Source organism: Oceanisphaera sp. (assembly GCF_052084945.1).
Classification (GTDB): domain Bacteria; phylum Pseudomonadota; class Gammaproteobacteria; order Enterobacterales; family Aeromonadaceae; genus Oceanimonas.
In genome coordinates this window covers 1-14642 of the sequence record NZ_JBQDEX010000064.1, presented here as the reverse complement: position 1 = coordinate 14642, position 14642 = coordinate 1, and the positions used below count along the sequence as shown (strand labels likewise).

12 protein-coding genes are annotated in these 14642 nt (G+C 46.3%); 4 read left to right on the top strand and 8 right to left on the bottom strand.

Features of this window, described 5'->3' with window-relative positions; genetic code table 11:
* Window positions 1–96 precede the first annotated feature (96 nt).
* From ACTHY5_RS07400 to puuE, 3 genes are all read right to left on the bottom strand, one after another.
* Window positions 97–606 carry an ureidoglycolate lyase gene (locus tag ACTHY5_RS07400; RefSeq protein ID WP_441878266.1) on the bottom strand — a complete coding sequence of 170 codons (510 nt, stop codon included), beginning with the start codon at window positions 604–606 and terminating at the stop codon, window positions 97–99.
* A 90-nt stretch (window positions 607–696) separates the two neighbouring features.
* The gene (uraD, locus tag ACTHY5_RS07395) at window positions 697–1212 is read right to left on the bottom strand and encodes a 2-oxo-4-hydroxy-4-carboxy-5-ureidoimidazoline decarboxylase (protein WP_441878264.1); all 516 of its coding nucleotides are present in this window, start codon (window positions 1210–1212) and stop codon (window positions 697–699) included.
* Complete coding sequence (gene puuE / locus ACTHY5_RS07390; RefSeq protein WP_208003843.1) at window positions 1212–2132, bottom strand: allantoinase PuuE; 921 nt, start codon at window positions 2130–2132, stop codon at window positions 1212–1214. The genes uraD and puuE overlap by 1 nt, the downstream gene beginning before the upstream one ends.
* 397 nt (window positions 2133–2529) lie before the next feature.
* Here puuE and uraH point away from each other — a divergent pair, with 397 nt between their 5' ends.
* From uraH to ACTHY5_RS07370, 4 genes are all read left to right on the top strand, one after another.
* Window positions 2530–2886, top strand: a complete 357-nt coding sequence (gene uraH / locus ACTHY5_RS07385; RefSeq protein ID WP_441878262.1) for a hydroxyisourate hydrolase — start codon at window positions 2530–2532, stop codon at window positions 2884–2886.
* Window positions 2887–2975: 89 nt separating this feature from the next.
* Entirely contained in the window at window positions 2976–4340 is a 1365-nt protein-coding gene (locus ACTHY5_RS07380) for an NCS2 family permease (protein WP_441878260.1), read from the top strand.
* A 214-nt stretch (window positions 4341–4554) separates the two neighbouring features.
* Entirely contained in the window at window positions 4555–6339 is a 1785-nt protein-coding gene (locus tag ACTHY5_RS07375) for a SulP family inorganic anion transporter (protein ID WP_441878258.1), read from the top strand.
* Window positions 6340–6393: 54 nt separating this feature from the next.
* Entirely contained in the window at window positions 6394–6900 is a 507-nt protein-coding gene (locus ACTHY5_RS07370) for a universal stress protein (protein WP_441878256.1), read from the top strand.
* Between the two features lie 105 nt (window positions 6901–7005).
* On the opposite strand, the gene ACTHY5_RS07365 is transcribed toward ACTHY5_RS07370, so the two are convergent.
* The 5 genes from ACTHY5_RS07365 to xdhA all read right to left on the bottom strand — a co-directional run bounded on the left by ACTHY5_RS07365 (window position 7006) and on the right by xdhA (window position 14215).
* Window positions 7006–7743, bottom strand: coding sequence for a GntR family transcriptional regulator (locus ACTHY5_RS07365; RefSeq protein ID WP_441878254.1), 738 nt, complete (start codon window positions 7741–7743; stop codon window positions 7006–7008).
* A 224-nt stretch (window positions 7744–7967) separates the two neighbouring features.
* A complete protein-coding gene (gene guaD / locus ACTHY5_RS07360) occupies window positions 7968–9272 on the bottom strand; it encodes a guanine deaminase (RefSeq protein ID WP_441878252.1) in 1305 nt (434 codons plus the stop codon).
* Between the two features lie 49 nt (window positions 9273–9321).
* Window positions 9322–10173: a xanthine dehydrogenase accessory protein XdhC gene (gene xdhC / locus ACTHY5_RS07355; protein ID WP_441878250.1), complete on the bottom strand. Its 852-nt coding sequence runs from the start codon at window positions 10171–10173 to the stop codon at window positions 9322–9324.
* A 210-nt stretch (window positions 10174–10383) separates the two neighbouring features.
* Window positions 10384–12771, bottom strand: a complete 2388-nt coding sequence (gene xdhB / locus ACTHY5_RS07350; RefSeq protein WP_441878248.1) for a xanthine dehydrogenase molybdopterin binding subunit — start codon at window positions 12769–12771, stop codon at window positions 10384–10386.
* A complete protein-coding gene (xdhA, locus tag ACTHY5_RS07345; RefSeq protein ID WP_441878246.1) occupies window positions 12764–14215 on the bottom strand; it encodes a xanthine dehydrogenase small subunit in 1452 nt (483 codons plus the stop codon). Before xdhA ends, xdhB begins: the two co-directional genes overlap by 8 nt.
* Window positions 14216–14642: the final 427 nt, after the last annotated feature.

Below are 14642 nucleotides of genomic sequence, written 5' to 3'. Positions count from 1 at the left end.
AACACAGTGGTGTTTGTCTTTAGCTGAGCATTAAAAAAGCCTCTTACTGTACGCAAGAGGCTTTTTATATTTATAACGTGTCTAGTCTAGCTACTTTTAGTCTAGTTCAACCGTCATGTTAATGGACTCGTCAAAGAAGAACTCGTCGCAGTTATTACCTGGGCCTGAACGGTCAACTACTAAGAACTCGTCATCATCGCGCAGCGCCATAATGGGGTGGTGCCATACGTTTCTGTGGTAGTTAACACCTTGGCGAGCACTAGCACGGAAGCAGCGCACGGTAGCAGGATCAATATTCATGCTACCGTCACCTACTGGGGCAACCACTAGCAAGAACTCATGACCAAACAAGGGGATGAATGACTGTGAGCCAAAAGGATGGCGCTCTAGCATAGTCACTTGCAGCGGGTATTCCAGCATTTTAGCGCGGAAGATGCTGATAATGCCTTTGCCATCTTCATCTAATTGTACATCACCTACATTGTGATAACGCTCAGTAGAGCCGTTATTGATCATAAAATGATCACGACCTTCTGATTCAATAACATCACCAAATTCTGCAAACGCTTCTTTTGTAAGCGGCTCTATTTTAAGAGTCTTGTTCATGTTGCCTCCATTCATTCATTAAAACGGGGTGTTAAGATCGTATCGACCCTAGCCACCCCGTATTTTAAGTAAAGTTGTTTAGCGCCTAACTTACATAGCGCTTAAACGAAACTCGCCAATTTTATTAATTTCTTTTACCGCGCGGGCAAACTCGGTGTCGTAGTCGTTATGAATACGCTCTTCGAATGCCGCTAAAATTTGGTGACGGTTTGAACCCTTTACAGCCATGATGAAAGGAAATTGAAATTTCTCTTTATAGGCATTGTTCAAATAAGTGAAGCGCTCAAACTCTTCGGCATTACACTCACTAATACCCGCACCGGCTTGCTCGTTAGTAGAAGACGCAGTTAGCTCACCGCGCTGTGCCGCTTTACCCGCTAAATCGGGGTGAGCATTAATCAAGTCTAGCTGCGCTTTTTTGTCAGCATTGCTCATCACGGCGGCCATGCGAGCATGCAGGTTAACAATCACGTCATCTTCAGCGGTTAAGCCTTGATCAAATGCTTGCTCTGCAACCCATGGCGAGTGCTCGTAAATGTCGGCGAACGTAGCTACAAACTCGTCGCGGCTCATGGTACTAGGAGTACAGGTAGTAAAACGGCTCATTACTTGCTTCCTTTATAAGGGTGATTTGCATACCAGTGGTTAGCAATGTCGATACGGCGAGTAAACCAAACATGGTCATGACCTTGAACATATTTAATAAAGCGTTCAAGACCTGCAATACGGCCAGGGCGGCCCAGTATGCGACAGTGCATACCAATAGACAGCATCTTGGGCGCTTCGGCGCCTTCTGCATACAATACGTCGAATGAGTCTTTTAGATACTGGAAGAACTCTTCGCCGTTGTTATAACCATTTAGACCAAAGCGCATGTCGTTAGTGTCCATTACATAAGGGATCACCAAGTGGCCTTCGCCGTCGTTATCTACCCAATATGGGAGATCATCACCGTAAGAGTCGGAATCATACAAAATACCTTTGTCTTCCATTACAATCTTACGAGTGTTAGGGCTGTCACGGCCAGTGTACCAACCTTTAGGACGTTCACCACAAACGCGCTCAAAGATTTCCATGGCTTTTTCATAGTGCTCGCGCTCTTCTTCTTCACTCATAAACTGATAGGTAATCCATTTATAAGCGTGTGAGCAAATCTCATGGCCTTCGTCCATAAAAACTTTAGCCAGTTCAGGATAACGCTCAAGGGCGGTGGCCACGGCAAATATGGTCATGGGAATGTTATAGCGCTTAAATAAACGCAACATACGCCATACACCAGCACGGCTACCATATTCATAGATAGATTCCATGCTCATGTGACGAGCATTAGGAAATGCAACCGCAGTGGGCATTTCAGATAAAAAGGCTTCAGACTCGCCGTCACCGTGCAATACGTTACGCTCGCCGCCTTCTTCGTAGTTAAGTACAAAGTTAATAGCAATGCGGGCTTTGTTTGGCCACTTAGGGTGGGGTGGGTTAGCACCATACCCAGCAAGATCGCGAGGGTAATCGGTTGTTTGGCTCATCAAAAACTCCTTGAAACGAAGGGCGGGATACCAGCCGAAACAAGAGTATGCACAGGGCTGGTCAGTCTAATATCGACCTGATTGTATACAATAAAGACGATATATGTAAATAACAGGTTTGCTTTTTGTATCAGAACTTGCAGCTTATCTTGCTTTGGCTCTTCAAAGCAAAGACAATCCTATTCATCAAGATAGTCACTGAGTCGTGAGTAACTAGAAATGTGACTTGCGAGTCAATTTTATGTTAACAAAATGTAGACATTAAATATTATCTTGATGTAAAATTAGTTCCGCCATCAAAGCTTAGCCATGCTCTACAATAAGTTGTGGGTATTAAAGTTATGAAGGCGGTACCTTGTTATAATGGAGACGCGTAACACGCGCAAGGTAATTGAAAATGGGAAAGTTAACGACACATATACTCGACGCATCTAAAGGTAAGCCAGGTACTGACATTAAAATTGAGCTGTATCGCGTTGAAGAAGGTGAGAAAACCACATTAATCAACACTGTATACACCAATAGCGATGGCCGTACCGACGCGCCAGTATTAGAAGGTGACGACTATGTGGCCGGTAAGTATCAGTTGGTTTTTCACACTGGCACTTATTTACGTAAACAAGGTGTTGAGCTGCTAGAGCCTGCTTTTTTGGATGACGTTGTTATCCGTTTTGGTTTAGCTGCAGATCAAGATCACTACCATGTACCCCTGCTGATCTCACCCTATAGCTACTCTACTTATAGAGGCAGCTAACGGGTAGTAAGCAGCATCTGTCAATGCCGACGTTATACAGCGCTCGGCATTGACACTTTGCCACTTTAACTATTCAAGGATGTCCGGCCATGGAAAATGCCAACAAAAAAACGGATCAGCCAGTGAACTCTACTCCTTCCTCAGCGACGTCTTCCGGTCTACTGGAGAAACTATTTAAATTACAAGCGCATGGCACTTCGGTAAAAACCGAATTAGTGGCAGGTTTAACGACCTTCCTGACTATGGCTTACATCATTTTTGTTAATCCACAAATTATGTCGACGACGGGCATGGACTCAGGTGCCGTGTTTGTTGCCACCTGTGTGGGGGCCGCCATTGCGACCCTACTAATGGGCTTGTATGCCAACTGGCCGGTCGGTTTGGCGCCTGGTATGGGCTTAAATGCCTTATTTGCCTACACAGTTGTCGGTCAAATGGGCTATAGCTGGGAAGTCGCATTGGGTGCGGTATTCTGGTCGGGTATTATTTTTACCGCCATGAGCTTTTGGAAGATTCGGGAATGGGTGCTGGATGCTATTCCCGAGTCGTTACGCTATGCCATGACGGCTGGGGTCGGCCTGTTTTTAGGCATGGTCGGCTTACAAAGTGCGGGTATAGTGGTTGCCAACCCAGCCACTATATTATCTATGGGCGACTTAACTGGGCAAACGGCGTTTTTGTCTGTTGTGTGCTTTCTTGTAATTTCAGTGCTGGCCTACCTTAGAGTGTTTGGCGCGGTATTACTCGGTATGCTAGCCGTTACCCTAATCGGCTTTTTCATGGGAACAGTACCCTATAATGGTATTTTTTCTATGCCACCTAGCTTAGCTCCCACATTGATGAAGCTCGATATCATGGGCGCACTCGACGTGGGCATGATCACCGTTATTTTAGCTTTCTTGTTTGTAAATATGTTTGATACCGCCGGCACCCTAATGGGCGTAGCCGAACGCGCTAACCTACGTAATGATGACGGTACCATTAAGGGCTTGAAAAAATCTCTAAAAGCAGACAGTGCTTCTTCTGTGATTGGTACCTTTGTTGGGTGCCCACCGGTCACCAGTTACGTTGAAAGTTCTGCCGGTGTGGCAGCCGGGGGAAGAACGGGTTTAACCGCGATAACCATAGCGGTGTTGTTTATTTTAGCGATATTTTTAGAGCCTTTGGCTACCATGATCCCAGGCTATGCAACCGCAGGCGCACTGCTTTATGTGGCTTTCGCCATGATGAGTAGTTTGTCTAAAATAAACTGGGACGATTACACCGAAATGGCGCCAGCGGCCATTACTGCTTTAATGATGCCATTCACTTTCTCGATTGCGAACGGGATTGGCATGGGCTTTGTCAGCTACGCAGTGTTAAAATTAGCGACAGGCCAAGCGCGTCAGGTGTCTATTGGTGTTTATGTACTTGCCGTAATCTTCATTCTTAAGTTTGCTTTTATGCCCGCATAAATAGTGCACCTAATTGCTTAACAATTAACAACCACCGCCTTGTGCGGTGGTTTTTTATTGTGTCACTGTCGGCATGACAGCAGCCTAGCCAGACGCCACACCACTTTTTAACATAGCGCATTAGCCGTACAGCGGCTTTTGAAAGCTGCTACGGCTTTTGTTATGTATAATACTATGTAGCAGATATTATTAGCGGCTAGGGAGTGCAGGCACTATGCCAAATCGAGCGCAGGGAAAATCGAGTATATGGCCCCGGATACTGCCATTTTTGCAGTGGACGCCCCTAGTCAATGGCGCCAGCTTACGCGCCGATGCCCAAGCAGGGCTCACCAATGCGATCATAGTGCTTCCTCAAGGTGTTGCCTATGCACTGATTGCCGGCCTGCCGCCTGAGTATGGCCTTTACGCTGCGATTGTCCCGGCGATTATAGCGGCATTATTTGGTTCATCTTGGCATTTAATCTCTGGCCCCACTGCGGCAATGTCGGTGGTGGTGTTTACCTCTGTGAGCCCACTAGCCACCCCCGGTAGTGCCGAGTTTATTGCCCTCGCCCTTACCCTCACCTTAATGAAGGGGGTCTTTCAGCTGGTGCTTGCCTCAGCCAGGCTTGGGGTATTAGTGAACTTTGTGTCCCATTCTGTGGTGATTGGCTTTACTGCTGGGGCGGCGGTAGTGATTGTGGTAAGTCAGCTGCAAAATTTATTGGGGCTATCGCTCGAAACCACAGGCACTTTTACCGACAATGGCTGGCAAGTGTTGAGTCATTTATCCCATACCGACTCGTATAGCTTGGCGGTGGGGCTCACTACGTTGATTAGCTGTGTGCTCATTAAGAAATATCGCCCTCGCTGGCCTAATATGCTAATCGCGCTCGCATTAGCCAGTGGCTTGGCTTTTATTTTAGATCCTACCCAACAGCATATCGCTATGGTGGGAGCCATTCCTGCCAGTTTACCGCCCTTTAGTATCCCCGATTTAAGCTTTAGTAATATGAGTGCGCTTTCATCTGGTGCACTCGCAATTAGTTTATTAGGCCTAGTAGAGGCCTCGTCTATTTCTCGGGCCATTGCTAGTCGCTCTCATCAACGCTTAGACGATAATCAGGAGTTTATTGGTCAAGGGTTATCTAATGTAGTGGGTGCCTTCTTTTCTTGCTACGCCTCGTCTGGATCATTCACCCGCACTGGGGTTAACTTTACTTCTGGCGCCCGCACGCCACTGGCTGCTATTTTTGCCTCCTGCTTTTTGCTGATCATCTTATTATTATTCTCTGATATTACTGCTTGGCTGCCCATTCCCGCCATGGCAGGGTTACTCTTGGTGGTGGCATGGAACTTAATCGATTTTTATCATATTAAATTAATCGTACGCGCCGCTAAATCAGAAACCACAGTATTGGTGGTGACCTTTGCCGCGACCTTGTTGGTGGCGCTAGAGTTTGCCATTTACGCCGGTGTTATTTTATCACTGGTATTTTATCTAAAGCGCACCTCACACCCACGCATTGTGAGCATCTTACCCGACCCCAACGCTAAGCATCCGCAGTTTGTAAGCACCGATAATAAACGACTACCTTATTGTCCACAGTTACGTATTATTCGCATTGAAGGCTCACTATTTTTTGGGGCAGTGAACCATGTTCAAGAATATTTACAAAACGTAAACGAGCCTAAGTTGCTGATCGTCGGTAATGGCATGAATTTTGTTGATATAGTAGGTGCACAGATGCTGCTACAAGAATCATTGCGCCGGCGGGCTCAGGGTGGCGATTTATATTTATGTAATGTAAAAGAAGGCGTAATGCGTACGCTTAAGCGCAATAATCTGCTGGAGCGCTTGGGTGAGGATCATATTTTTGCTAACAAAGGCAAAGCGATACACCGTATTTACGACCAATTAGACCCCAAAATTTGCCAAACCTGTACCGCTAAAATATTTCAAGAGTGCAAAATAGCGCCGCCAAATGGTGAACAGGGTATTGCAATTGAAAAGTTATAGCGGGGACGAGTATAGCGACGGGAGCCGCGTTCACTTTATATAAGGGGTATATCTATGTTGCCGAACGTGAATAACATTCTTTATTGTACTGATTTATCTAAAAATGCCGCTTATGCTTTTCAATATGCGGTGTATTTAGCCAAAACAACGGGGGCTAGGGTTCATATATTAAAAGTGGTAGAGCAGCTTACCAGTGATGAACGCCTTACCTTGCAGTCGTATATTTTTAACCAAAGTGGCAGTGAGGAGTTTTTACAAAAACGACTCGATCATGCCTACCAACATCTAGACCAACAACTGGCTGATTTTTGGGACAGTATGGATGCGAAAAATCAGCGCTTGCGCGAGCAAATTGTAGGTTACGAAGTGGTTGAGGGATACCCTAATCAGACTATTTTAGAGCGGGCTAACGCACTGGAATGCGACTTAATTATTATGGGCTCTCACGAAAAAGGGTGGCTACAAACGCTGTTAGGCAGTGTCGCTAAAAATGTATTACGTGACTCGCGTATTCCGGTATTAATTGTGCCAAGACCGGAAGATCCGACCGCTGATGAGTAGCTAAGAATAACCAAGCCGTCAGCTATAAATGTTCAGCTATAGGTGACGGCAACTCACATTAAAAAGTGGTATGGTTTCGCTTACTACCACGCTCTAAATATGTACTTAATTGCGACGCGCTTTTCTTTTGCTCACACCTGAAAATACGGCATGTAAGTCAGTAGACGCCGTTTCATTATCTAGGTTTAACTTCCCTTCAATATGATCCAAGTGTTGCGCCATCATAGCCACAGCACGAATAGGGTCACCTGATTCTATAGCCAGCAGCAATGCTTCGTGTTCATTAAAAGAACAATCAGCTTGATGCCCCACTTCGTACTGAGCAATGATCAATGAGGTTTGCGATACCACGCTGCGCTGAAAATTAAGCAGTGGCGTGTTATTAGCCATGTGCGCCAGCTCTAGGTGAAACTCTCCTGATAAACGAATACCACTACCACGATCACCACGGTCAAAGGCATCTTGCTCTTGTTGCACTAAATTGCGAATCCGCTCTAAACTTGCTGGGGTCACATTTTTTACCGCCAGTTCAATGACAGCGAGCTCAACCACACGCCGTGCGGCAAAGATTTGCTTAGCTTCCTCAACACTCGGTGCCGCTACTACAGCCCCTCTATTAGGACGAATACTCACTACTTGCTCATGAGATAAGCGCAATAAAGAGCGACGAATAATGGTTCGGCTGACACCAAATATTTCGCCGAGGGCTTCTTCACTCAGCTTAGTGCCTGGGGCAAGGCGTTGTTCTAAAATGGCATCAAAAATATGTTCATAAACCACATCATCTTGGGTATTTGAACTCGACTTGACGGATCTTGGCTCCAACTGGCTAAGTGAACTCATAAATAAGGTTTCCAATTAAGGCTGACATTACTGGCTGATCATGCATTGCTAACAGTTTATGCTGGGTAATGTTTGCTTGTTAGTTAGTTAAATTTTTGTAATTACGTATACTATCTTACTGTGTTTTGCACAATTCGGTAGCCACATTAGTCAAGACTGTGACTGAACACAAAAAACGCCCTAATTGGGCGCTTTATTGTATTTAAAAAAACAAGCATTACTGGCTAATCTCGTTGATACTGACGTCGCCCAGCAATGTACGTCTCGGCAATAGCTCTATCATCTCCTAACATCATCAGTACAAATAACTGTTCAAATAGATGTTGGCTATTGGCAATTCGAGCATCCATTAATGGGGTGGCATGTAAGTCTAATACTAAAAAGTCAGCTTCTTTACCTACACTTAAATTCCCTATTTTATCATCTAAGCTTAATGACGCAGCGCCGCCTAAGGTCGCCAAATATAAAGCTTTAATAGGATGCAGCTTATGCTCTTGTAATTGCTGGATTTTATAGGCTTCAGAAATAGTGCGTAGCATAGAGAAACTCGTCCCTCCGCCGACATCTGTGCCTAACCCGACGCGAATACCGTGACTTTCTACTTCGGGTAAATCAAGTAAGCCTGAGCCTAAAAATAAGTTAGACGTCGGGCAAAACGAAATAATAGAGTCGGTCTCACCCATACGTTCACATTCAGCCTGCTCTAAATGTACTGCGTGAGCAAATACCGACCGCGCTCCTAACAACCCAAAGTGATCGTATACATCTAAGTAACCGGCTCGCTCGGGAAATAACGACTTAACCCACTCTATTTCTTGTTTATTTTCTGATAAATGGGTTTGCAAATAGACATCGGGATATTCGGCTAATAACTGCCCTGCCAGAGTGAGCTGTTCGGCGCTGCTAGTAGGAGCAAACCTTGGGGTTACTGCATATAGCTGACGGCCTTTGTTATGCCAGCGCTCAATTAAGTCTTTACTGTCGGCATAACCTGTTGCTGGGGTATCTAATAAATAATCGGGGGCATTGCGGTCCATCATCACCTTGCCGGCGATCATGCGCATATTGCGCTGCTCAGATTCCGTAAAAAAAGCATCAACAGAGGCTTTATGCACAGTGCCAAACACCAAAGCGGTGGTAGTACCATTACGCAGTAATTCATCTAAGAAAAAGCGAGCGACGCGCTTGGCATGTTCAGGATCGGAGAACTTACCTTCTTCAGGAAAGGTATAGTTATTTAACCAGTCGAGTAGCTGTTCACCGTAAGAGGCAATCATTTCCGTTTGTGGGTAATGAATATGCGTATCAACAAAGCCGGCACTGAGTAATTTATTTTCAAACTCGACCACATTAGTATTTGCTGGTAAGCGTGCAAGTACTTCGTCTGCTGGGCCAATATCACTGATATGCCCCTCGGTAACGACCAAAATACCATCTTCATAATAATGGTAGCTGGCGTCTAGTCCCACTTGGCTTGGATCAGCCAAGCAGTTAATAATAGCGGCGCGATAAGCGGTCACTTGTGTCATAAACACGTCTCCAAAAACTCAGTAATACCATTCAATATGTCGGATCTTGTCACTCGTCGCATGTGACTTCTTCTATGCGTTGCGTGGCAGAGATATCTTTAATACCTTGATCTAGCTTGGCGCTGGGCGCTTGGCGCTGATATTCACGTATCAACTCCCCCGCTACCGACACCGCAATTTCGGCAGGATGCTTGCCACTCACTTCACTTAACCCAATCGGGCAGATCATTTTCGTTAAATCCGCATCGTTAAAACCGCGCTCTTTTAGCTTGTAGTCAAAGCGTTTGCGTTTAGTTTGCGAGCCAATCACGCCAAAGTAGCGGGCATCGTTGCGCTTTAATATGTGGGCACAGAGTTCAAGGTCTAATTGATGATTATGGGTCATCACCAAATAAAAACTATTGGCCGGCTGGCTAGGTATTTCCCCCACAGGATCATCACTGACCACTTGAGTAACATTGGCGATTGATTCAGCAGGAAACTCAGCTTCACGCTCATCAATCCAGGTAATACGAAACGGCAGCGTTGCCAGAATATGCACCAAGGCCTTAGCCACATGACCGGCACCAAATAACACGAGATGATGGCGGGCACGCACCACAGGCTCTAGCATAATGCTGGCCATGCCACCACAACACTGGCCAAGGCTGGCTCCTAAGTTAAAGCGCTCCACTTTCACCTGTGTATTGCCTGTCAACAACATATCGCGCGCCAGCTTAAGAGCTTTATACTCAAGGTGACCGCCACCAATAGTGGCGTAGCAACCCTGCTCGGTCACCAGCATTTTGGTACCGCTATCGCGAGGCGTTGAGCCTTTATGCTCCACCACTGTCACCATGACACAAGGCTCGCCTTTGCGCTCTAACTCGGCCAATATTTGAATCCAGTTATCCTTGAACATACCCTTACTACCTCTTCCTAATATCTCAGCTGCCGATTGGTATCCCTTTAAGCAACTCAGTGCTTAAGGGAGGACCAAGGGAATGACTCAACCGACCATCTGCGCCAGGGATGGCGCGGTTGAGCCCCCCAGGGATGGGTTTACGGCGAGTCGGAGGAGTAAGCCCTTGGTTCGACTTCTGCCGCTACCTCAATTGATACTCGCCTCCCCTCACGCATCTCCCGCTGTGGCTGCATTCTTTTCTACCCACTCGTGCATTTGCTCCGCCGCCCATAGCACGCGCTCTGGGGTAGCAGGTGAGTCGATATGGGGATATTTTTGGTAATCAGACACGCTGGCAATGGCATCTTTAAGGGCACACCACACCGAAATACCCAGCATAAAGGGCGGTTCACCCACGGCTTTAGAATGAAAGACGGTGTCTTCTGGATTTTTGCGGTTTTCAACCAGCTTAGTTCGAAAATCAATGGGCATATCTGCCACGGCAGGAATTTTGTAACCTGCAGGGCCTGTGGTCATTAAGCGACCTTTATCATTCCATACCAACTCTTCTGTGGTTAACCAACCCACCCCTTGTACAAAGGCACCTTCTACTTGGCCAATATCAATCGCTGGGTTTAGCGAGTCGCCCACATCGTGCAAAATATCTGCTCGTAAAATCTTATATTCGCCAGTTAGGGTATCAATCACTACCTCAGAGCAGGCCACTCCATAGGCAAAGTAGTAAAAAGGCGAACCTGAGCCGGTGGCGTGATCGTAAAAGATCTTAGGCGTACGATAGAAACCAGTACTCGATAGTGAGATTTGGTTAAAGTAGGCCAGCTCAATAAACTCAGGAAAAGACATGATCTGACCGCGGATCGTCACAAAGTTATTCTTAAACACCACTTCTTCTGGCGTAACCTGAAAATGCCCTGCCGCCCATTCAATTAAGCGATTTTTAATGGTAATTGCCGCGTTTTGCGCTGCTTTACCGTTAATATCCGTACCACTTGATGCCGCTGTAGGGGAAGTATTAGGCACTTTATCGGTATTGGTGGCCGTGATCTGAATGCGGTCAATATCCACCTGAAATTCTTCAGCCACAATTTGCGCCACTTTAATATTCAACCCCTGCCCCATTTCAGTACCACCGTGATTAAGATGAATACTGCCATCGGTATACACGTGTACTAAGGCACCGCCTTGGTTAAGAAAGCTGGCGGTAAAGGAAATACCAAATTTAACGGGGGTAATGGCAATCCCTTTTTTCAAGATAGGGCTTTGCGCGTTATAGGCTTTTATTTCATTACGGCGGCGAGCGTATTCGCTAGACTCTTCTAGCTCCTCAACCATCTCATGAATAATATTATGCTCTACCGGCTGGTGATAGTGAGTAACATTACGATCCTCTATTCCATAAAAGTTAACCTTACGGATCTCTAAAGGATCTTTACCTAAGTGTGAGGCAATTTCGTCGATCACATGCTCTATGGTCATCATCCCCTGTGGGCCACCAAAGCCACGATAGGCAGTATTAGAAGCGGTATGGGTTTTACATCTGTGACCAATCACAGTGGCATCACCTAAGTAATAGGCGTTGTCTGAATGAAACATGGCACGATCGACAATGGATGACGACAGATCCGGTGAGTAACCACAGTTACCTGCCACTATGATCTCAGCGGCTTGAATGCGGCCTGTGTCGTCAAAACCAATTTTATATTGGTTATAAAAGGGATGTCGCTTGCCTGTCATCATCATGTCTTCGACTCGCGGTAGCCGCATCTTGGTCGGTCGACCAGTTAAGCGCGCCACCACAGCAGCTAAACAGGCGGGTGCTGCGGCTTGGGTTTCTTTACCACCAAAACCACCGCCCATGCGTCGCATATCGGCGACCACTTTGTGCATGGGTACCCCTAACACACTGGCCACTAGCTTTTGAATTTCAGTAGGGTGCTGGCTTGAGGTAAACACCATCATGCCGCCATCTTCGGTGGGTACCACAGAGCTCACTTGGGTTTCTAAGTAGAAGTGCTCTTGGCCACCAATGTGTAAGCTGCCTTCAATAACGTGCTTGGCGTTAGCTAGACCGGCGGCGGAGTCACCTCTTTGTTGGGTGTGGCTTTCTGTCACAAAATGCTTTTTTTCTAACGCTTCTTCTACCGATAAAATAGCGGGCAAGTCTTCATATTCAATAATAGCGGCCATGGCAGCTTTGCGCGCCGTGACTAAATCGTTCGCGGCCACCGCCAATACCACTTGTCCTACGTATTCAACTTTGCCATCGGCTAATAGCGGATCACCGGCCAAGATAGGGCCAATATCTAACTGCCCAGGCACATCTTTTGCGGTAATAGCCAAGGTAACGCCGTCAAACTCATAACAAGGGCTAACATCTAACTTGGTAATGCGGGCATGAGCACGCTCTGACTGACGAGCATACAAGTGCAATTGATTAGGAAACTCCAATCTGTCGTCTATGTATTGCGCTTCACCCGATACCTGCATAGCAGCACTGTCGTGTGGCACTTTTTTGCCCACGCCCGTTTGCAGATTCTGCTTTACCAGAGCCATCATTTCATCGATGGTCAGTGTCTGTTTGGCTGTATTAGACATAAGACGTCACCCTTGTTTCAAGTTGCAGACTTTGTTGTTCTAAAAAGAACTTATAAAGCAAATTAGTCGCTGTTTTAGTGCGATATTCCTTACTGGCTCTAAAGTCAGTGAGCGGCTCAAAGTCACCACTTAAGGCATCCATGGCCACCTTTACTGTCGCTTTGGTCCAGGGTTGATTGAGTAACGCTTGTTCACAGGCGCTTGCTCGCTTAGGCACTGCCGCCATGCCACCAAAAGCAATGCGCGCATCACTAATCACATCATTGGTAATGGTGAGATTAAAGGCACCGCATACCGCAGAAATATCGTCATCTAAGCGCTTAGAGAGCTTATATACTTTAAAGCACTGATTGGCGGTGGGCTTAGGCACAATAATTTTTTCAATAAACTCACTGGTTTGCTGGGCGGTCTTTTTATAGTCTAAAAAGTAATCTCCTATGGGTAACTCGCGACGCTCATCCCCTTTGCGCAGTACTAGGCGGGCATTTAACGCCATTAACACTGGCGGAGCATCGCCAATCGGCGAGGCATTACCTATGTTGCCGCCCAGCGTCCCTTGGTTGCGTATTTGCAACGAAGCAAAGCGCTCTAGTAGCTCGCCCATATCGGGAAATACTCGGCTTAATGCGTCGTAGCTATCGTTTAAGCTACGGGCTGCTCCTATTACAAGTTGCTGCTCATCTTCTGTCAGCTGCTTCATGTCCCCCACGTTACCCACATAAATCATCTTGGGTAGTTCACGATAAAGCTGTGTAACTTGCAGTGCCAAATCGGTACCACCCGCTAATAGCTGTGCATCGGGGTGCTCCATTAATAAATGGGCTAGCTCATCGCTGGATACCGGAGAAAAACATACATTGCCGTTTCCGTTAAGGGTAACTAAAGCATCGGTTTCAATCTGATCCAGCTTGGCTAATATCTCAGCTTCATAGGTAGAAAATTGATCCACCAATTGTGGCTGCTCGGCAATCGCCTTGGCGGCATCCACAATAGGACGATAACCTGTACAACGGCATAGGTTGCCGGCCAAGGCTTCAAAAATGTCGTGTTTTTGTGCCGTGGGCTTATTTTTACTGAGGGCAAACATCGACATAATAAAGCCCGGTGTACAGTACCCACATTGGGAGCCATGAAAATCGACCATGGCTTGTTGAACTGGGTGTAAGCGGCCATCACGTGATTTGAGATCTTCTACAGTGAGCAGCTGTTTGCCGTGTAGGGTAGATACAAAAGTAAGACAAGAGTTCACGGTACGATAGCGGATATGATCCCCTTCACGCTCGCCTAGCACTACTGTGCAAGCGCCACAATCACCGGAGCCACAGCCTTCTTTAGTGCCGTTTTTCCCTAGGTGTTCGCGTAAATAATTAAGTACCGTTACATTGGGCGACAGGTCCGTTTCCTCTCGCATTTCTTGGTTAAGTAGAAACTTAATCAAGCTCACCTCCTTTAGCAGAACCCTGCACGTATGGCTAAACAGCAAAATAATAATATCTTCACGTGTAATTAAAATGAAAGTTGACTGATTAGTCAATAATTATTTTACTTTTTTACAACTTATATTGTAACTTAAATTTAACATTAGCTTGTTCTCCCCTCTTTCATACCAATCGTATTAAATAAGTAGTCAGTTTGTACTGCCTGTAAAAGCCGAACAAAGGGGCCACTACACCGACACGCTGCAAGCACATCCATGTGGCGCTCAAACACATGACTTCCCTGTCATGTGATGGTCGGTGGAGTCGCTCCCTTTATCCGACTCTAGGTTGTGGAGTCGCCTGTGATTAGGGCTAGCTGACAGCTTAGTGCCTCAAAAGAGGGAACAGAGATCAGCTCCCACGACCATGAAATGCCAAGGTCGAAAAATGCTC

Bases quoted from the DNA above. Each gene is read 5' to 3' on its own strand.
- ACTHY5_RS07365 (WP_441878254.1), bottom strand. From the start codon at position 7,743: ATGAGTTCACTTAGCCAGTTGGAGCCAAGATCCGTCAAGTCGAGTTCA.
- ACTHY5_RS07400 (WP_441878266.1), bottom strand. From the start codon at position 606: ATGAACAAGACTCTTAAAATAGAGCCGCTTACAAAAGAAGCGTTTGCA.
- ACTHY5_RS07375 (WP_441878258.1), top strand. From the start codon at position 4,555: ATGCCAAATCGAGCGCAGGGAAAATCGAGTATATGGCCCCGGATACTG.
- guaD (WP_441878252.1), bottom strand. From the start codon at position 9,272: ATGACACAAGTGACCGCTTATCGCGCCGCTATTATTAACTGCTTGGCT.
- ACTHY5_RS07370 (WP_441878256.1), top strand. From the start codon at position 6,394: ATGTTGCCGAACGTGAATAACATTCTTTATTGTACTGATTTATCTAAA.
- uraH (WP_441878262.1), top strand. From the start codon at position 2,530: ATGGGAAAGTTAACGACACATATACTCGACGCATCTAAAGGTAAGCCA.
- ACTHY5_RS07380 (WP_441878260.1), top strand. From the start codon at position 2,976: ATGGAAAATGCCAACAAAAAAACGGATCAGCCAGTGAACTCTACTCCT.
- puuE (WP_208003843.1), bottom strand. From the start codon at position 2,132: ATGAGCCAAACAACCGATTACCCTCGCGATCTTGCTGGGTATGGTGCT.
- uraD (WP_441878264.1), bottom strand. From the start codon at position 1,212: ATGAGCCGTTTTACTACCTGTACTCCTAGTACCATGAGCCGCGACGAG.
- xdhB (WP_441878248.1), bottom strand. From the start codon at position 12,771: ATGTCTAATACAGCCAAACAGACACTGACCATCGATGAAATGATGGCT.
- xdhC (WP_441878250.1), bottom strand. From the start codon at position 10,173: ATGTTCAAGGATAACTGGATTCAAATATTGGCCGAGTTAGAGCGCAAA.